The following is a 15,270-nucleotide window of genomic DNA, read 5'->3' on the forward strand; positions in this document are numbered from 1 at the left end:
GCCGCGCACCCAAGCCGTCGCGTCAGATGCCTCGGCCGCGCTTGTGCAGGGTACGGAGCACCAGGTCCGGCCGTACCGCCCGGCTGGCGACGGCGAGGGCGAGGTAGGCGCGCGGCTCGCGTGGGTTGCGGGCCAGGGTGTGCCGGGCCCAGCGGATCGCCCCGCGACGGTGCCCGGCGGCGGCCTCGGCGAAGGCGATCTGCCCGGCGACCCGGGCTTCGCCGGCCGGCTCGGTGGCGAACTCCGGGTAGCGGTCCAGCAGCCACTGCAGGGCGGTGGCGATGGTGTCCCAGCGCTGCGCGAAGTAGGACCGCTTGTGCCAGCGGACCAGCACGTACGGCGTACGCAGGTTGCGCAGCGGGGCGCTGCGGGCGGCCCGGAGCAGGAACTCGTAGTCCTCCGCGTAGCTGCCCGGGATCTCCTCGTCGACCAGCCCGAATCCGTCGACCAGCGCAGCGCGCCGGATCACGAACGTCGACGGGTGCAGCTCGGTCATCCGGTCGCGCAGCAGTGCGGCGAGCGACACGCTGTCGAGGTCGAGCACCCGGTCGTTGACGGTGCCGTCGTAGCTGACCTGGATACCGCAGCTGACGAACTCGGCGTCCGGGTGGGCGAGCAGCTCATCGACCTGGGCGGCGAGCTTGCCGGGCAGCCACCGGTCGTCGTCGTCGCAGAACGCGACCAGCTCGCCGGTCGCGGCCAGGATGCCGCTGTTGCGGGCACCGGCCAGGCCGGCGGTCCGGCTGTTGCTGATCACCCGGACCGGCCGGTGCGGATCGTCGCTGGCCAGTGTCATGTCCGGGGTGGACTGGTCGTAGACCACGACCACGTCGACAGGTGCCGGATAGTCCTGCTCGCGGATCGCGGCGATGGCCTCGCGCAGCAGCTCGGGCCGGTCCCGGGTGGGGACCACGACGCTGATCGTCGGGGTCCGGTCGGCGGTCACCGCGACCGCCGGCTGAGCACGCGGCGCGGATTCGCCGACGAGATCAGCCCTTCGATGATCTCGCCGACCCGGGCGACGGCCGCGAGTCGTGCCGTGTCGGTGCCGGCGTCGGCGGTGATGCCGAAGCTCGCCGGCGCGCGCAGCCCGGCCTCCAGCGCCTCGAACAGCGCCGTACGCGACTGGCAGAGCCGGATCAGCCCGGCATCGGCCAGCCGGCGGGCGAACAGCATCTGATGGTCGTCGACGTGCTCGTCCAGAGTGGGATCACGGGGTACGACGATCGGCAGGTGGCGGTGCCGACGGGCTTCGAGGATGGTCGCCGGGCCGCCGTGGCACACCACCAGGGTGGCCCGCTGCATGGCCTGCTGCAGCGCATCGTGGTCGAGAAAGTCGATCGCCCCGGCCAGCTCCGGTGCCCGGCTGTGCCCGTACTGCACGATCAGGTCGGCCCGGTCGGCGGCGGCGGCGTGCCAGTCCTCCAGCCAGCCGATCAGCCGGTCGAACCGGTGCCGGTCGGTCCCGACGGCGACCAGGATGGTGCCGGTACGCGGCCCACCGCGCTGCCGGGGGATCCGTGCGGCGACGCTGGTCGGCCCGGTGTTAGACAACGCGGATTCCACCACGATCAACTCCTTGACCTGGCCACTTCTACTCTTGTTACGATGACATGTCATCGTCGTTTATAAATGCGCATAGTTATAGCAGGTTGCCGACGACGGTCGCCTCCGGGTACTGGCGCCGCTGCTCCTCCCACTGCACGAGCATCGCCGACAGGAAAGGGCGACACAGCCGCGCGGTGAGCGTCGCCGTGTCGATGCGGTCATAGACCTCGATGTAGATCGCCGGCACCCCGCGCAACCAGGCAAGGAACACGAAGGGAAAAGCCACTCCGGCACCGGTGGTGATCACGGCGGCGACCCGCCGCTGCCGGAAGATCCGCACCGCGAGCCGGGCGTTGCGGACGAGGTTCCGCAGGTTCCGGGTCGTCGGATGGTGCGCCCACATGACATCCTCACCGCGCAGCAGCGAGGTAGCGTCCGGCGTGTCAAAGGTCACCCAGCACCGGGTGCGGTTGACGTACCACGGCTCGAGCGCGAGCAACTGCGCGAGGTGACCACCACTCGAGCCGACGAGCATGAGCGTGGGTGCACTGTCAACGTCAGGCACGTTGTTGGCCACAGATGCCCCCAGAGTTCACTAGCCGGCCAACCACTGTTTGGTTTAACAATATATGCGACCACGGCCGGAAAGAAAATTGGCGGAGGTCGCTTGACACCTTCCCGTCGATCCACTTGACCTGCGACAACATCCCCGACCACCGCAGTTCGCAACTACGCACCGAAACCGTCCGACAACTGAGCATTTCCCCAAACAGTTACTATCCGTGCCTAAATATGTGAGAGATTTTCTATCCGTTCGGTAGGATTAGTAGGTGAGCAAGGTCCGGCGCCACCAGCGGCACGCTGGCCATCACATGATCGACAAGCTTGGCGTCGGGCACACGACAAGGAAGTCTCATCATATGAGACGAGCCGGGGCGACTGTCAGTCGGCGCCCCGCTGCTCGATCACGTCCAGCAGTGCCGGGTGCAGCGCCGGATTCCAGCCGGCGCCACCGGTCGCCAGCCGCCAGGTCCGCAGCCACATCTCAATCAGGTAACTCTGGACGATCAGCCGCCGCTGCTCGGCGTCCACACCCAACGCTGCGGCCAGCCGGTGCAGCTGGGCGTCCACAGCAGCCGCCGCGCTCGCCGCCGAAGCCCCGTCAAGCACCAGTTTGCGCTGGAAGGCGTCGTGTGCAAGGTCGAAGCCGATCGGCACCTCGGGACCACTGTGCTCCCAGTCCCAGGCGACCAGCCGGCCGGCGTACCGGCCGAGATTCCACGGCACCCAGTCGCCGTGCCAGTGACCGAACTCGACCCGCACCTGCTCGAACCGGTCGGCCAGCCGTTCCACCGCCGCTACCAACCGGCGTCCGGCCGGCGGGTCGGCGACGACGACGGCGGGCCCGTCAGCGCCCGCCGTACCGTCGGGTCGACCGGCACCCGCCGCACCGTCGGGGTCACTCGCGGCCGCAGCGGCCGAGCGCCGCAGCCGGTCCAGGAAGGCCGAGCCGGCCAGCGGCTGCGGCGCGGCCGGCGCACCACCCCGCCGGGCGACCGCCAGCACCGCCGCGACCTGCGGCGGCTCGCCCAACCCGACCCCCCGCACGTCGGCGGGCAGCGGCTCGACGACGGTGACCGCCTGACCGGACCACTCGCCTGCGGCCAGCAACCTCGGCACCACCGGATGCTCGCCCACCCCCGCGACCGGCGCCACCGCCGCCAACGCGGCGGCCTCGGCACGAACCAGTTCCCGGGTGGCGTCGTTCCAACCGATCTTGGCGTACCCGCGTGGCCGGCCGGCCGCGTCGAACAACTGCACCGTCGGCTTGTGGTTCGGGTCCGGCGGACGGACCCCGATCGCCGCGTACCAGCGGGCCCCGCCGGAGTGCGCCGCCAGATGGTCGACCAGCGTCAGCTGCCCGGCCGGCTCCGGCCCGGCTGGCCCGGCCGGCGGAACACCGGCCGACCCGGTGCCGCCCGGTGCCGACACGGTCAGCACCGCCGGCCGGGTCACCTGCAGCACCCCGGTCCGGGCCGCCAGACCGAGCAACGCCCGGGGCAGTCGCACCCGCAGCGGGCGCAGCGCGTTGTACGCCCAGACCGAGGCGGCGGTCACCCGACGCGGTCCCAACGGCAACAGGAACCGGGCCCGGGCCGGTGACGGCACCACCGCGTACCGGGCCAGCAGCCGGTCGGCCGGATCCAGCGCCGGCTGCGACGCCCCGGCCGGCAGCAGCGTCAGCCGGACCCGTTCGTCCGGGAAGACCGCCCGGGTGACCCAGCCGAGACCATCGTCGCGGCGACGTGGGTCGGTGCCGGTCATCGCGGCGCCCCGGCCCAGTCCAGCCGCAGCCCCAGCCGCTGCGCCAGCGCATCGTTGTGCGGCTGGTAGTAGGCGGTCAGCTCGGCACGCAGCGCGTCGTCCATCGGCGCCGACCGGCGGTCGTTGTACACCTTGAACGTCGGCAGCTCATGCCCGGGCAGGCCCAGGAAATCGAGCGTACGCAGATAGGCCGACCGGGTGTCGCGGTAGAACTCCTCGCTGGTCAGGAAGAGGAACTGGGCGCGGTCGAACCGGTCCAGCCAGGGCTCGAGATGCTCCAGGTAGCGCCCACGCGCCCGGTAGGTGTACCAGTCGTACGGCTCGGAGAAGAAGTTCGGATCGGCGATCAGCCGGTCACGCTCACCGGCGGTCCGCTCCGGCTCGCTCGCCAACGCCTGCGGGAAATCCAGCGGCTCCTTGCCCTCGGTCCGCCGCTCCTTCCAGTGCGAGTACGCCCGCTCGACCGGATCGCGCAGCAGCACGATCAGCCGTACCTGGGGCAGCAGTTGCTGGACCCGCTCGGCGGCCGTCGGGTGGAACATGTACAGCGGAGCGGCCTCACCGGCGCGCACCGGGCCGCCGTACCGGGCGGCCAGCGCGGCGCGCTGGCGATCCGTGGGAAAGTGCGACCGGTACCACGCCTCCCCCCGCGACCAGTGCTCCTCGAAGTAGTGGGTGGCCTTGGTGTTCCAGGCCGGGAACAGCCGGGGCACCAGCGGATGCTGGATCAGGTAGTTCCACAGCGACGTGGTGCCGCCGCGCTTCGTGCCGATGATCAGGAAGTCCGGGAGCGGGCGACGGTGACTGGTACGTACTCCGTAGTGCACCATCGACTCGCGTACCCGGTCGGTCACCTGGGTCGGTACCGCCTGCTTGATGCGATCCCTGATGGACGTCAAAGCCTTCTCACCCACCTTTCTGTCTGACGCTGCGCCACACCCGGCGCCGCACACCCGGCAGCGCCGACATTACGATCACGACCGCGCCGACCAGGGCCAACGCGGTTCCGAGGCCGGCCACGTCCCGGCCGGCCGCGACGACCGCGACCACGCTGACCGCCCCGACACCGGCCAGCGTCGCCGCCGCCGCCACCGACACCGACCGGTCCACCAGTGGTTGCCCGACCACCAGCCGGGCGGCGGTCGCCGCGATCAGGTTCTCCAGCACGATCCCGGTGGCCCAGGCCACCGCCACGCCGAGCACCCCGTGCCGGGGCACCAGCCAGAACGCCAACGACACCGTCGCCGTCAGATTCACCAGCGTGGCCACCAGGTGCAGGCCGCTGTGGCCGCTCATCAGCAGCAACGTCTGCACGTTGCCGACCGCGATGTTCACCAGCATCGCGACGGCCAGCACCGTCATCGCCGTGGCACCAGCGGCGAACTCCGGTCCGAAGATGCTCAGGAAGCCCGGTGCGAAGACCGCCAGCAGCAGATAGACCGGCCAGGAGAGCACGATCGCCCAGCTGGTGGTCTGCCGGTGCACCGCTGCCGCCTCGGCCGGCCGGTCCGCGCCGAGCAGCCGGGACAGCTGCGGCGCGACCGCGACCCGCAGGCCCTGCAGGGCGAGCTGACCGGCCAGGATGTACCGACCGACCGCGCCGAAGATGCCCGCCTCGGCCTGCCCGGCCAGCGCCACCGCCAACAGCACCCCGATCCACATGCTGCCGGCGTCGATGGCGGCCGAGCCGGCCCTCGGCAGCGCGAACCGCCAGAAGCCACGCCAGTCCGCCGACCCGGCCCGCAGCCGGGCGCCGCGCCCCAGACCGAGCGGTCCGGCGACCAGACCGGCGCAGACCAGCAGGGCCGCCAGCGCCGGCACCAGCCAGCCGGCCAGCCCGAGCAGCACCGCGCCGCTGGCCAGCGCGGCGATGCCGACCAGCACCGGCCGGCCGATCGGCAGCAGGAAGAACTGCACGGCCACGTAGCCGCCGATCGGTCGGACCCCGCGTACGGCCGCGAGCATCAGACCGGTGGCGACGAGCATCGGCAACCCGACCGCGCAGAGCTGAACCAGGCGTACGGCGTCCGTGCTCGCCCGGTCGAACAGGCCGATCGCGAGCTGCGGGGCGACCAGCAGGCCGACGACGGCCACCACGATGGCGAACACCAGCGGCGGCAGCAACGCCACCGGCAGCATCCGGGCGGCGTCCCCGGTGGCGCCGGTACGGCGCCGGGGCAACGCCCAGAGCAGCCCCGTCTCGGCCCCCAGGGTGCAGACCGCGGTGGCCACGGTGAGCAGTCCGACGGCGGCGAAGAACGCGCCCGCACCGGTCGGCCCGTAGCCGCGGGTGATGACCACCGCGAGGACGAAGCCGAACAGCCCGCTGACCGCCGCGCCGGCCAGGCCGATGGCACCGCTGCGGGCGCTGCGCCGGGTCTCCCGCTGATCGGTTTCGGCGGTCACCGTACGGCCCCGACCAGGCGCTGCGGAACTGGACGCTGACTGGGCGGGCGGCCCGGACGTTCCCGGTCGACGAGCACCAACGCCACCCCGGCGACGTAGAAGATCGCAGTCAGGTTCTGGTTGACCAGGCCGTAGAAGGGCAGTTGGACCAGGCCGATCAGCGGCACGACGGAGAGCCACTGCGCGGCCGCCGTCCGGGCCGGCCAGCAGCGGAGCCCGACGATCACGAACCAACCGATGAAGCAGACCAACGCCGGAACACCGTGGCTGAACAGCACCGCCCACAGTTGACCCTGGGTGCCGATCGGCGCGTCGGCGGTGACCGTGTCGACCTGCACCGGTGCGCCGAAACCGAGCACCGGTGACCGCTGGACCCAGCGCAGCACCTCCAGGTAGAGCGACAGCCGGTCGGTGTTGGTGTCGCTGACACTCACCCGGCGCTCGATCAGCTCGCCGATCGGAATGAACAGGGTGACCAGCCCGCCGGCGGCCAGCATCCCGAGCATGGACGCCAACGCCTTGACGTTGCCCCGGGCCGCGGCCCGCAGGCCGAGCACGGCCAGCCCCACGCCGAGGCTGAGGAACATGCCCCGGTTGAGGGTCAGGAACGCTGGCGGCAGTGACAACGGCAGGGCGACCAGCAGGACCGTCCGGGCCGGACCCCGGGCACCGAGCAGCAGGCAGGCCACCACCGCCGGCAGGGTGATGGCAAATGTGCTGCCGAACGTGTTGGTGTAGGCGAACGGGGCCGCCGGCCGGAAGATCGGATCGGTCGAGCGGGCGCTGTACTCGGTCGCCTGGGCGTGCACCATGTCCCGGATGAACGGGTTGCCGGACAACCCACCCGGTAGCACCAGTTCGAACGGGGTGACCATGCCGAACCGGGGCATCAGCAGGCCGAGCCAGCCGAGCAGCACCAGGGCGACGAAGAACGCGCACAGCGGGCCGAGCACCACCGTCAACGCGTCCCGCTCCCTCGCCATCGTGTACACGTAGCAGCAGACGACGATCGCGGTGACGTAGAACAACAACCGGAAGGTGAAGGTGAGCAGCGCGCCGACGTCGGCCAGCTGGGTGGCGCTGACCACCACGAGGGCCAGGAAGGCCAGCCAGAGCCCGGCGCCGGCGGGCAACGGGATCTGCCCCCGGACGAACATGACGATCAGCAGCAGCGAGCCGAGCACCGGCCAGCCGAAGTAGAACAGCCCGCAGAGCCACCAGACCGGCACCAGGCCGAACATCAGCCACAGCGGCCAGATCGGCAGCGCTGGGGGGTGCCGGGCCTGGTCAACCACGGCCGCTGCCGGTGAGCACGAAGCCGAGCGGCTCGGCCCCGGCGGCACGCAGCCGGTCGGTCAACCGGCGCAGGTCGGCCAGCCGGGTACGGTCCCGCTCGACCACGACGATCGCGGTGCCGGCCCGTGCCTCCCGCACGCCACGCTCGTCCGACTCGGCCGGTGGGGCGTTGAACAGCACGATCTCCCCGTCGCGCGGCGCCTGGGCGTACAGGCCGATCCGGACCATGCCGGCCCCGACGGTGAGCGCGTCCGCCGGCAGAGTACGCACCGGGATGGTGGCCACCACCGGGCCGCCGTCACCGGTCGGGCGATCGCCGGCCGCGGCCCGGTCCCCGCCCGACGGCCGTGCCTGCCCGGTACCCGGGGTCGGCCGGGGCGACGGTCGCCGGGCGGGACCGGCCGGGGCGTCCGCCGTGTCGGTCACCCGGGGCAGGATCACCGTATGGTCCTGGTCGACGTTGGGCAGGGAGAAGATCAGGGTGCTCTCCGGGTCGCCGCTGTCGCCGGAGCGCTGCTCCGCAGCACCCGGCGGGGTCGGTGCCCCACCGCCCGGCTGCGCCGGAACGAACGGCCCGGACGGCACCCGGCGCCGGTCGGCGAGCAGCGCGTCGCGCAGCGCGGTCACCCGGTGGCTGTCGTCGCCGATGTAGACGTCCCGCCCGTCGGCGGCGAGCGCAACGGCGAGGCTCGCTGTCATCGGGGTGGTGTCCTCCCGGTTGCGCGACGAGATCACCACCACCGGGGTTCGGACCGCTTGGCGGAGCTGTTCGGCGATGGCCATGCCGACGTACCGGACGTCGGCATCGACGGTACGCGCGTCGACCCGCAACCCGCGGCGGCGTACGGTGCCCAGCAGCGGCAGCCCGGCGACTTCGCTGGCCTCCGCCTCGCTGCGGATCCGCCGGTCCACCGACTCCCGCAGGTAGGTCAGCAGCACCCCGAGCACTGCGCCGACCAGCAGGCCGGCCAGCAGGTACAGGATCCCGGGCGGACCGTCGGTGGACAGCTGCTGCTGGGCGCTCTGGGTGATCCAGCCGGGCGTGACGTCGATCGCCGCGATCTCGGTACGGGCTGCGTTGAGCTCGGTCAACTGATTGCTCAGCGAGCCGAACTCGGCCAGCGCGGCGTCGGCCGCCGGGGTACTGTTCGCGTTGGCGACCCGCCGCTGCGCCGCGTCCTGCTGCTCGGCCACCTTGACGATGCTCTCGTCGTAGGAGGCCAGCATGTCGGTCCGCTGCCGCTCGTACATCTCCTGGCGGACCTGCAGGTAGGTAGCGGCCGCCAGGTTCACGGTGTCGACGGCGTCGTCGACCGTGCCGGTCGAGTAGGTGAACCGTAGGATCTGGCCGCCGGTGGGGACCTCGATCTCCAGCGCCCGGCGGACCTCCACGACGTCGGAAGACCGGGCCTCGGCGATCCGGGAGAGCACCTCGGTGCTGGCCGCGATGCCACTCTCGACGTTCATGTTGACCGAACGGTCGGCACCGGCCCCAGGGTAGGTGAAGGCGTCGGTGACCACCGGCCGGACCGCGACGACCGCGGTGGCTGAGGCGGCGGGTGGGGCCACCACCAGGTAGCCGATCGCCAACAGCAGACCGGTGACGGCACCCGCGACAACCGTCATCCACCGCAGACTCGGGATCCGCAGCAGGTCGGTGAGGGTCACGGTCCGGGCTGGCTGATCACTCATCGAACTTCTTCACAATCTGCTGCGGATTGCCGATCACGACGACCCGGTCAGGTACGTCGACGCGAACCACCGTGCCGGCGCCGACGACGCTGTCGTGGCCGATCCGGACGCCCTTCATCACCAGGACGTGCGCCCCGATCCAGACGTTGTCCCCGACGACAACCGGTGCCCGGGTCGCCGGGCCGGGCGGCGCGTGCCGCAGCTGCGGCGGAAGATTGTGGAAATCGTTGTCCATCAGTTCGCAGTCGGACAACAGACAGCGGTCGCCGACCTCGACGGTGGTCCAACTGCCGATCCAGGTGGCGTTGAGCAGGCAGTCGGCACCGACTGTGACCTCACCCGTGCCGGCGAAGCGGACCAGCTTGTTGAGTCGGGTCCGGTCGCCGATCGTCACCCGTACCCCTCGGCGCAGCCGGACCCGGCCCCGGATCTCGACGTCCCGGCCGAGCCGCAGCCGGGGATAGCGCAGCTGGTAGTAGGCCCGCTTTACGGCGAACAACACCCGCAGCAACGCGCCATGCCGACGTGTGCTCGACCCCACCGGTCCGCCTCCCCTGTGCAACGATGCCTCACCCTACAAATGGCCGGTGGGCCGGCAGCAGGGATGCTGCCGCCGACCCACCTCGCTTACCGGGGGCGCTATGCCGCCCGATCACTCCACCGCGAAGAACATCGACCGGTTGGTCCAGTCGAACGCCGGGTCGGGCTCGGCCAGCACGGTCACCGAGGTGCCGGCCACCGCGACGTCGGCGGTCGGGTCGAACGGCACCGACCGCAGTCGCCCGTCGGACGAACCGAACACGATGGCGCCGGCCACCCAGGCCATGCCACGGACCGAGCTCCAGGTGACGCCATCAGTCGGTACGGTGAACTCGGTGGCGCCGAGGTAGTTGCCGTCGAGTTCGAAGTACCGGTAGAACAGCTGGTTGTTGCCGCTGCCGGAGCGGGTGTAGTAGAGCCGGCCGTCCAGGTAGAACGCGGCGTTCAGCGACAACGCATCAAACCAGGAGTTGTAGCCTGAGCTCTCCCACGGACCGCCGACGCTGCTGCCGTTGAACATCGAGATGTCCAGCCGACTGCCGGTGTCGGTACCGGCGACCGGGCGGGCCCAGTAGATCCGGTCGTGCACTCGCCACACCGCGCCCGCGTCGACCAGGTTCGGCTGGTTGGTGACGGTCGCCGTGCCAAGCGTCGCGCCGTCAAACGGCACCTTGGCCAGGTCGCCGTTGGCGGCCGGCAGGTAGAGGTAGCCGGTGCCGCCGGTCGGCGGGTTGCGCGGCACGACGGTCCGTCCACCCGCGTCGGGGAACATCCCCAGCCGGCCGTGGTACTCGTTGCCCATGCCGTCGGAGTTGTGGCCGAAGTAGAGGCCGTCCGAGCCGAACCAGAGCACCGGCACCGCAGAACCCCAGCTGCTCGCGCCGGACGGCAGCGCCGATCCGCCGCTGCGCCGCGGGTTCCAGTTGACGGGCATCCCGGTCGCCACGGTCACCGCGCCGATGCCGAGCCGGTCGATCGCGCCGTCACCGGCGTTGTCGCTGCGGTTCGGGTTGTTCAGCCAGCGGAAATGCCCGCCGGTGTAGGCGATGCCGTCGCGGACCACCACCGAGGTGATTGTGTCGTTGCCGGTGAAGTTGAGCCAGGTGGCGTCGAGGCCGCTGCCCCGCGTGGCGGTCTCGTAGCGGGCCAGCACGTCGCAGTACGCGGTCGGCCAGCCCGCTCCCCCGTTGGTACCGACGACGAAGTAGCTGCTGTCGTCGCCGAAGCTGATGTCCTGCACGTAGTGGGTGAAGGTACGCCAGGAGCAGCTCGGGGCGAACCGGTGGTTGCTGTCCCAGTCGACCAGGGTCGGGGTACCGGTCAGGTCGACCATCGCGATCTGCTCCCGGGTCAGTCCTTCGACCTCTCGGAAGTTGCCGCCGAAGACCAGCGTGTCGCCGTCGGGTGCGACGTCGAGCGTCCACACGTACGGCGGCACGTCGTGCCGGCCCACCGCGATGTCGACGTCGAAGGTCGGATCGATCGCGCCGGTATCCACGTCCAGCCGAGCGAGCCCGGCGTGCTGGGTGCCGTTGACCCAGTTGAACGCACCGCCGATGTAGAGCCAGTCGCCGCTGACCTCCATGTCGCGGACGACGCCACCGTCGGAGCGGCCCTCCCAGGACGGCACCGTGGTACCGGTCGCCGGGTCGAGGGCGACCAGGTTGCGGCGGGACTCACCGTTGACGTTGCGGAAGACCCCGCCGACGATCAGCTCACCGGCCGGAGTGACCTCGAGGGTGTTCACCGCACCGTCCAGGTCGGGCTGGAACCCGGCGACCAGCGCGCCGGTGGACCGCTGGTAGGCGAACAGGTACGGCCGGGCCTCCCAGGTCGCCGAGCTGGTCGGCCGGACCTCGGTGAAGGTGCCACCGACGAAGATCACGCCGCCGATCTCGGCGAACGCCCGGGTCTCACCGTTGCGGGCGTGTGGAGTGTGGTCCGCCGGATTGGTCGAGACCAGAGCGGCCGGAGCCGGGGTGGGGACGACGGCGGCGCCCGCAGCCGTCGCATCGATGATCAGTGTTAGCACTGCGGCGGTCGCGACCAGGGACAACGCCCACGGACGACGGCCGCTGGACAGACGCCAGCCAGGCTGGGATTGGTTCACGCTTCCCTCCAGATGGGAAATTGTCTCAGACAGCGTGCGCCAACCCCAGCCGGGTCAGACATCCACCGATCGGACGGCGACCAATCGGGTTTCTACCAGGATCGCTGAGCGTCCTACCAGGTCAGCTCCGACCCGGCAGCGGCTGCCGGAAGTAGGAGTCCTTGCCGGCCTTGGTGAATCCGGCCAGCGCGGACGGGTTGTGGTTCATCGTCATGTTGCAGGTGGCCGATGTGGTCGTCGATCCGGCGGAGTTGAAGTAGATCACCGCCTTGATCTTCGGATGCGCCTTGATCGCCGCCGGGAACTGCTCGAACCACCGCTGCTTGGCCGCCGGGTCGTCCGGGTGGAAGTTGCTGCCGAACTCGGCCAGCATCCGGGGTTTGCCCACTCCGATGCGGTGCTCGTCCAGCCAGCGGTAGAACCCGCCGACCGTGGTGTGCGGATCCTTCCAGGTCTTGCCGCCGTTGCAGGCGTAGAAGTTGTACGGGTCATAGCCGACCCAGTCCACATAGGCATCGCCCGGGTAGAGGCCGGCGTACCGGTCGTAATGCCCCGACCAGCCCATCATCACCCACACCCACACCGCGTTGTCCGCGCCGGCCTTCGCGAAGCGTTGGTGCACGTGCCGCCAGGCCCGGACGAAGTCGGCGTCGCTGCCCTTCACCGGCTCGTCCTCCGGCTCGTGGTCGAAGCCCATGAACACCGGCACCCCGGTCGCCTTGATCCGGCCGGCCACGTCGTCGATCACCGAGTCGTACCGGCCGCTGTAGACATCCCGCCAGCTCAACGTGGTGCCGGAGGAGAAGATTCGGGACTCCCAGGCGAAGAACATGAGCCGGCCGCCACGCATCTGCTCCTGCTCGAACTTGTCGGGGAACGCCCCGTTGCTGCCGGCGTTCGAGAAGTCGTGATAGCGGTGCACGATGTCGAACTTGCGCCCGACCTGAGTCTCCACCTCGGCGACCGCACCCCCATGGTTCCAGCCCTTCGCGGCGCTGGTTGGCGAGTACATCCCCCACCAGGCACCGCAGGCGGGCACCAGCAGGTCCGAAACCGAGCCGCAGCCGGCGCCGGGGGCCGGCGGGCTGGCCGACGCGCTGGGCGCGACGGTCGGCGACGCGGACGCCGACGCGGACGCCGACGGGGCAGCCGTGGTCGGCACCGGCGCGCTAGGCGGCGCGGACGGGGTGGGTGCCGCGGCCGGTGGCGGGCTGCTGGGCGCTTCCGCCGCCGGCTCGTAGCTGATCATCAGGCGGGGCCGGATCGACTGGTCGCGGTACTCGACCGACGGCCAGTAGACGCGTTGGTTCAGCCCGGTCTGGCGCAGCGCGAACGTGTAGGTGCCGTTGCCGGCGACCTGCGCGGACACGTCCCACTCGTTGTAGCCCTTGCGGACCGTCGGCAGCGTCGCGAGCGCCCGGTCGACGGTACGGGCGACCCCGTCCGCCCCGGCCAGCGACGGCCGCGGCTGACGGGCGTCAACTGCGGTCCGGTACGCGGTGACCCGCGCGTCCAGGTCCTGCCAGGAGTACAGCTGCAGACGGACCCGCAGATTGCGAACGGTCTTCGGCAGTTGGTCGACGGTGAACTCGACGATCGCGTCCCGGGCCCCCCGCGGGTTGCGCTCGCAGAGCGCGGGACAGGTGGCCAATGTGCTCTTCGCCCCGTTGTCACCGTCCTGCGGCACGTCGGTAGCGGTGGTGTCGGCGGTGGCCGACACGGTGACCTCGTCGTCGGCGAGCAACGGCAGGGCGGTGACCACCATGCCGGCCAGCAGCGCGGCGCTGACGCCGCCGACGATCAACCGGCGACGGCCGGACCCGGTACGCGCGATGGCATCGCTCAATCTGTGTCTACTCAAGAAAACAGCCCCCCTGTGGCACGAGCTTGCCGCGCGAGCCTAACGGGGGTGAGCTCAGATATACGCCGAGTAACCGGAGATCTAAGCACTAATTAAATTTACCGGCGTCATCCGAGGGTCTTCGCGACGACCTTCGCCATCAACCGAAATGCCTTGCCACGATGGCTGATCGCGTCCTTCTCAGCCGGGCTGAGCTCGGCGTTCGTCCGTTCCTGGCCGTCACCGAGGAAGATCGGGTCGTAACCGAAGCCGCCGTCGCCGCGACCGGCGCGCAACAGCCGGCCGGACTGGCGTCCCTCGACCAGGTGTTCCTTGCCGCCGGGCAGCACCAGAGCCGCCGCGCAGACGAACGACGCCGCCCGGTGCTCGTCCGGCACGTCGGCGAGCTGAGCCAGCACCAGATTCAGGTTGGCGAGGTCGTCGCCGTGCCGGCCGGACCACCGGGCGCTGAACACTCCGGGCGTCCCGCCCAGCGCGTCGACGGCCAGACCGGAGTCGTCGGCGACTGTCGGTAACCCGGTGTACCGGCATCCTTCCCTGGCTTTGAGCAGTGCGTTCTCACCGAAGGTGAGGCCGGACTCGGGCACCTCCGGGTAGGCCTCCAGGTCGGCCAGCCCGACCAGTTCGACCCGGTGGGCGCCGAGCGAGGTGTCCAGGATCCGCTGCAGCTCGGCCAGCTTCTTGCCGTTGCGGGTGGCGAGCAGCAGCCGGGTACGCCCGGCCGGTGCCGCGCTCACCGGTCCAGCACCTTACGCTGCGCGGCGGTCAGCTCGGCGCAGCCGGCGACCGCCAGGTCGAGCATGGCGTCGAGCTGGTCCCGGCCGAACACCGCCGCCTCGCCGGTGCCCTGCACCTCGACGAAGTCCCCGTCGCCGGTGCAGACCACGTTCATGTCCACGTCGGCCGCGACGTCCTCCAGGTAGCACAGGTCCAGCCGCGGCTCGCCGTCTATCACGCCGACGCTGACCGCCGCGATCGAGCGCCGCATCACCCGGTCCGGCTTGCCGCTGAGCGCCTTGCGGTCGGCCAGCCAGTTGACCGCGTCGTTCAGCGCGACGTAGCCGCCGGTGATCGCGGCGGTCCGGGTTCCGCCGTCGGCCTGCAGCACGTCGCAGTCCAGCACGATCGAGTTCTCCCCGAGCGCCTTCAGGTCGACGGCGGCGCGCAGGCTGCGGCCGATCAGCCGGGAGATCTCGTGGGTCCGGCCGCCCAGCCGGCCCTTGACGCTCTCGCGGTCCGACCGCGTGGTGGTCGCGCGCGGCAGCATGGCGTACTCGGCTGTCACCCAGCCCAGTCCGGAGCCCTTCCGCCAGCGGGGCACCCCCTCGGTGACGCTCGCGGTGCAGAGCACCTTGGTCTGCCCGAACTCGACCAGCACCGACCCTTCCGGGTGCATGCTCCAGTTGCGGGTCAGGGTCACCGGTCGTAGCTGAGCGTGGGTGCGTCCGTCGGGTCGTGCCATGCGCAGAGCCTATGTGCCGCGCCGCCGCGG

General features: G+C 70.9%; 13 protein-coding genes. All 13 read right to left on the bottom strand.

Going from position 1 to position 15,270, the window contains the following annotated elements; all coding sequences use genetic code 11:
* Window positions 1-22: 22 nt before the first annotated feature.
* The 13 genes from O7543_RS12875 to rph all read right to left on the bottom strand — a co-directional run bounded on the left by O7543_RS12875 (window position 23) and on the right by rph (window position 15,240).
* On the bottom strand, window positions 23-946 hold the full coding sequence (locus O7543_RS12875; RefSeq protein ID WP_281553604.1) for a glycosyltransferase family A protein: 924 nt from the start codon (window positions 944-946) through the stop codon (window positions 23-25).
* Window positions 943-1,569: a glycosyltransferase gene (locus tag O7543_RS12880; protein WP_281553603.1), complete on the bottom strand. Its 627-nt coding sequence runs from the start codon at window positions 1,567-1,569 to the stop codon at window positions 943-945. Before O7543_RS12880 ends, O7543_RS12875 begins: the two co-directional genes overlap by 4 nt.
* A gap of 73 nt (window positions 1,570-1,642) precedes the next feature.
* Window positions 1,643-2,083 carry a UDP-N-acetylglucosamine--LPS N-acetylglucosamine transferase gene (locus O7543_RS12885; protein WP_281555468.1) on the bottom strand — a complete coding sequence of 147 codons (441 nt, stop codon included), beginning with the start codon at window positions 2,081-2,083 and terminating at the stop codon, window positions 1,643-1,645.
* Window positions 2,084-2,490: 407 nt separating this feature from the next.
* Window positions 2,491-3,873 (bottom strand): hypothetical protein, encoded by a 1,383-nt coding sequence (locus O7543_RS12890; protein WP_281553602.1) that lies wholly within the window; start codon window positions 3,871-3,873, stop codon window positions 2,491-2,493.
* Window positions 3,870-4,772, bottom strand: coding sequence for a sulfotransferase domain-containing protein (locus O7543_RS12895; protein WP_281553601.1), 903 nt, complete (start codon window positions 4,770-4,772; stop codon window positions 3,870-3,872). Before O7543_RS12895 ends, O7543_RS12890 begins: the two co-directional genes overlap by 4 nt.
* 7 nt (window positions 4,773-4,779) lie before the next feature.
* Window positions 4,780-6,279, bottom strand: a complete 1,500-nt coding sequence (locus O7543_RS12900; protein WP_281553600.1) for a lipopolysaccharide biosynthesis protein — start codon at window positions 6,277-6,279, stop codon at window positions 4,780-4,782.
* Window positions 6,276-7,520: an O-antigen ligase domain-containing protein gene (locus tag O7543_RS12905; protein ID WP_281555467.1), complete on the bottom strand. Its 1,245-nt coding sequence runs from the start codon at window positions 7,518-7,520 to the stop codon at window positions 6,276-6,278. Before O7543_RS12905 ends, O7543_RS12900 begins: the two co-directional genes overlap by 4 nt.
* A 46-nt stretch (window positions 7,521-7,566) precedes the next feature.
* Window positions 7,567-9,267 carry a lipopolysaccharide biosynthesis protein gene (locus O7543_RS12910; protein ID WP_281553599.1) on the bottom strand — a complete coding sequence of 567 codons (1,701 nt, stop codon included), beginning with the start codon at window positions 9,265-9,267 and terminating at the stop codon, window positions 7,567-7,569.
* Window positions 9,260-9,808, bottom strand: a complete 549-nt coding sequence (locus tag O7543_RS12915; protein ID WP_281553598.1) for a DapH/DapD/GlmU-related protein — start codon at window positions 9,806-9,808, stop codon at window positions 9,260-9,262. Before O7543_RS12915 ends, O7543_RS12910 begins: the two co-directional genes overlap by 8 nt.
* Before the next feature lie 111 nt (window positions 9,809-9,919).
* On the bottom strand, window positions 9,920-11,827 hold the full coding sequence (locus O7543_RS12920) for a hypothetical protein (RefSeq protein ID WP_281555466.1): 1,908 nt from the start codon (window positions 11,825-11,827) through the stop codon (window positions 9,920-9,922).
* A 211-nt stretch (window positions 11,828-12,038) separates the two neighbouring features.
* Window positions 12,039-13,763: a glycoside hydrolase gene (locus tag O7543_RS12925; protein ID WP_281553597.1), complete on the bottom strand. Its 1,725-nt coding sequence runs from the start codon at window positions 13,761-13,763 to the stop codon at window positions 12,039-12,041.
* 122 nt (window positions 13,764-13,885) lie between these two features.
* Window positions 13,886-14,515: an RdgB/HAM1 family non-canonical purine NTP pyrophosphatase gene (gene rdgB / locus O7543_RS12930; RefSeq protein ID WP_281553596.1), complete on the bottom strand. Its 630-nt coding sequence runs from the start codon at window positions 14,513-14,515 to the stop codon at window positions 13,886-13,888.
* Entirely contained in the window at window positions 14,512-15,240 is a 729-nt protein-coding gene (rph, locus tag O7543_RS12935) for a ribonuclease PH (RefSeq protein WP_281553595.1), read from the bottom strand. The genes rdgB and rph overlap by 4 nt, the downstream gene beginning before the upstream one ends.
* Between the last annotated feature and the right edge of the window lie 30 nt (window positions 15,241-15,270).

This window comes from Solwaraspora sp. WMMA2080 (assembly GCF_027497395.1).
Taxonomy (GTDB): domain Bacteria; phylum Actinomycetota; class Actinomycetes; order Mycobacteriales; family Micromonosporaceae; genus Micromonospora_E.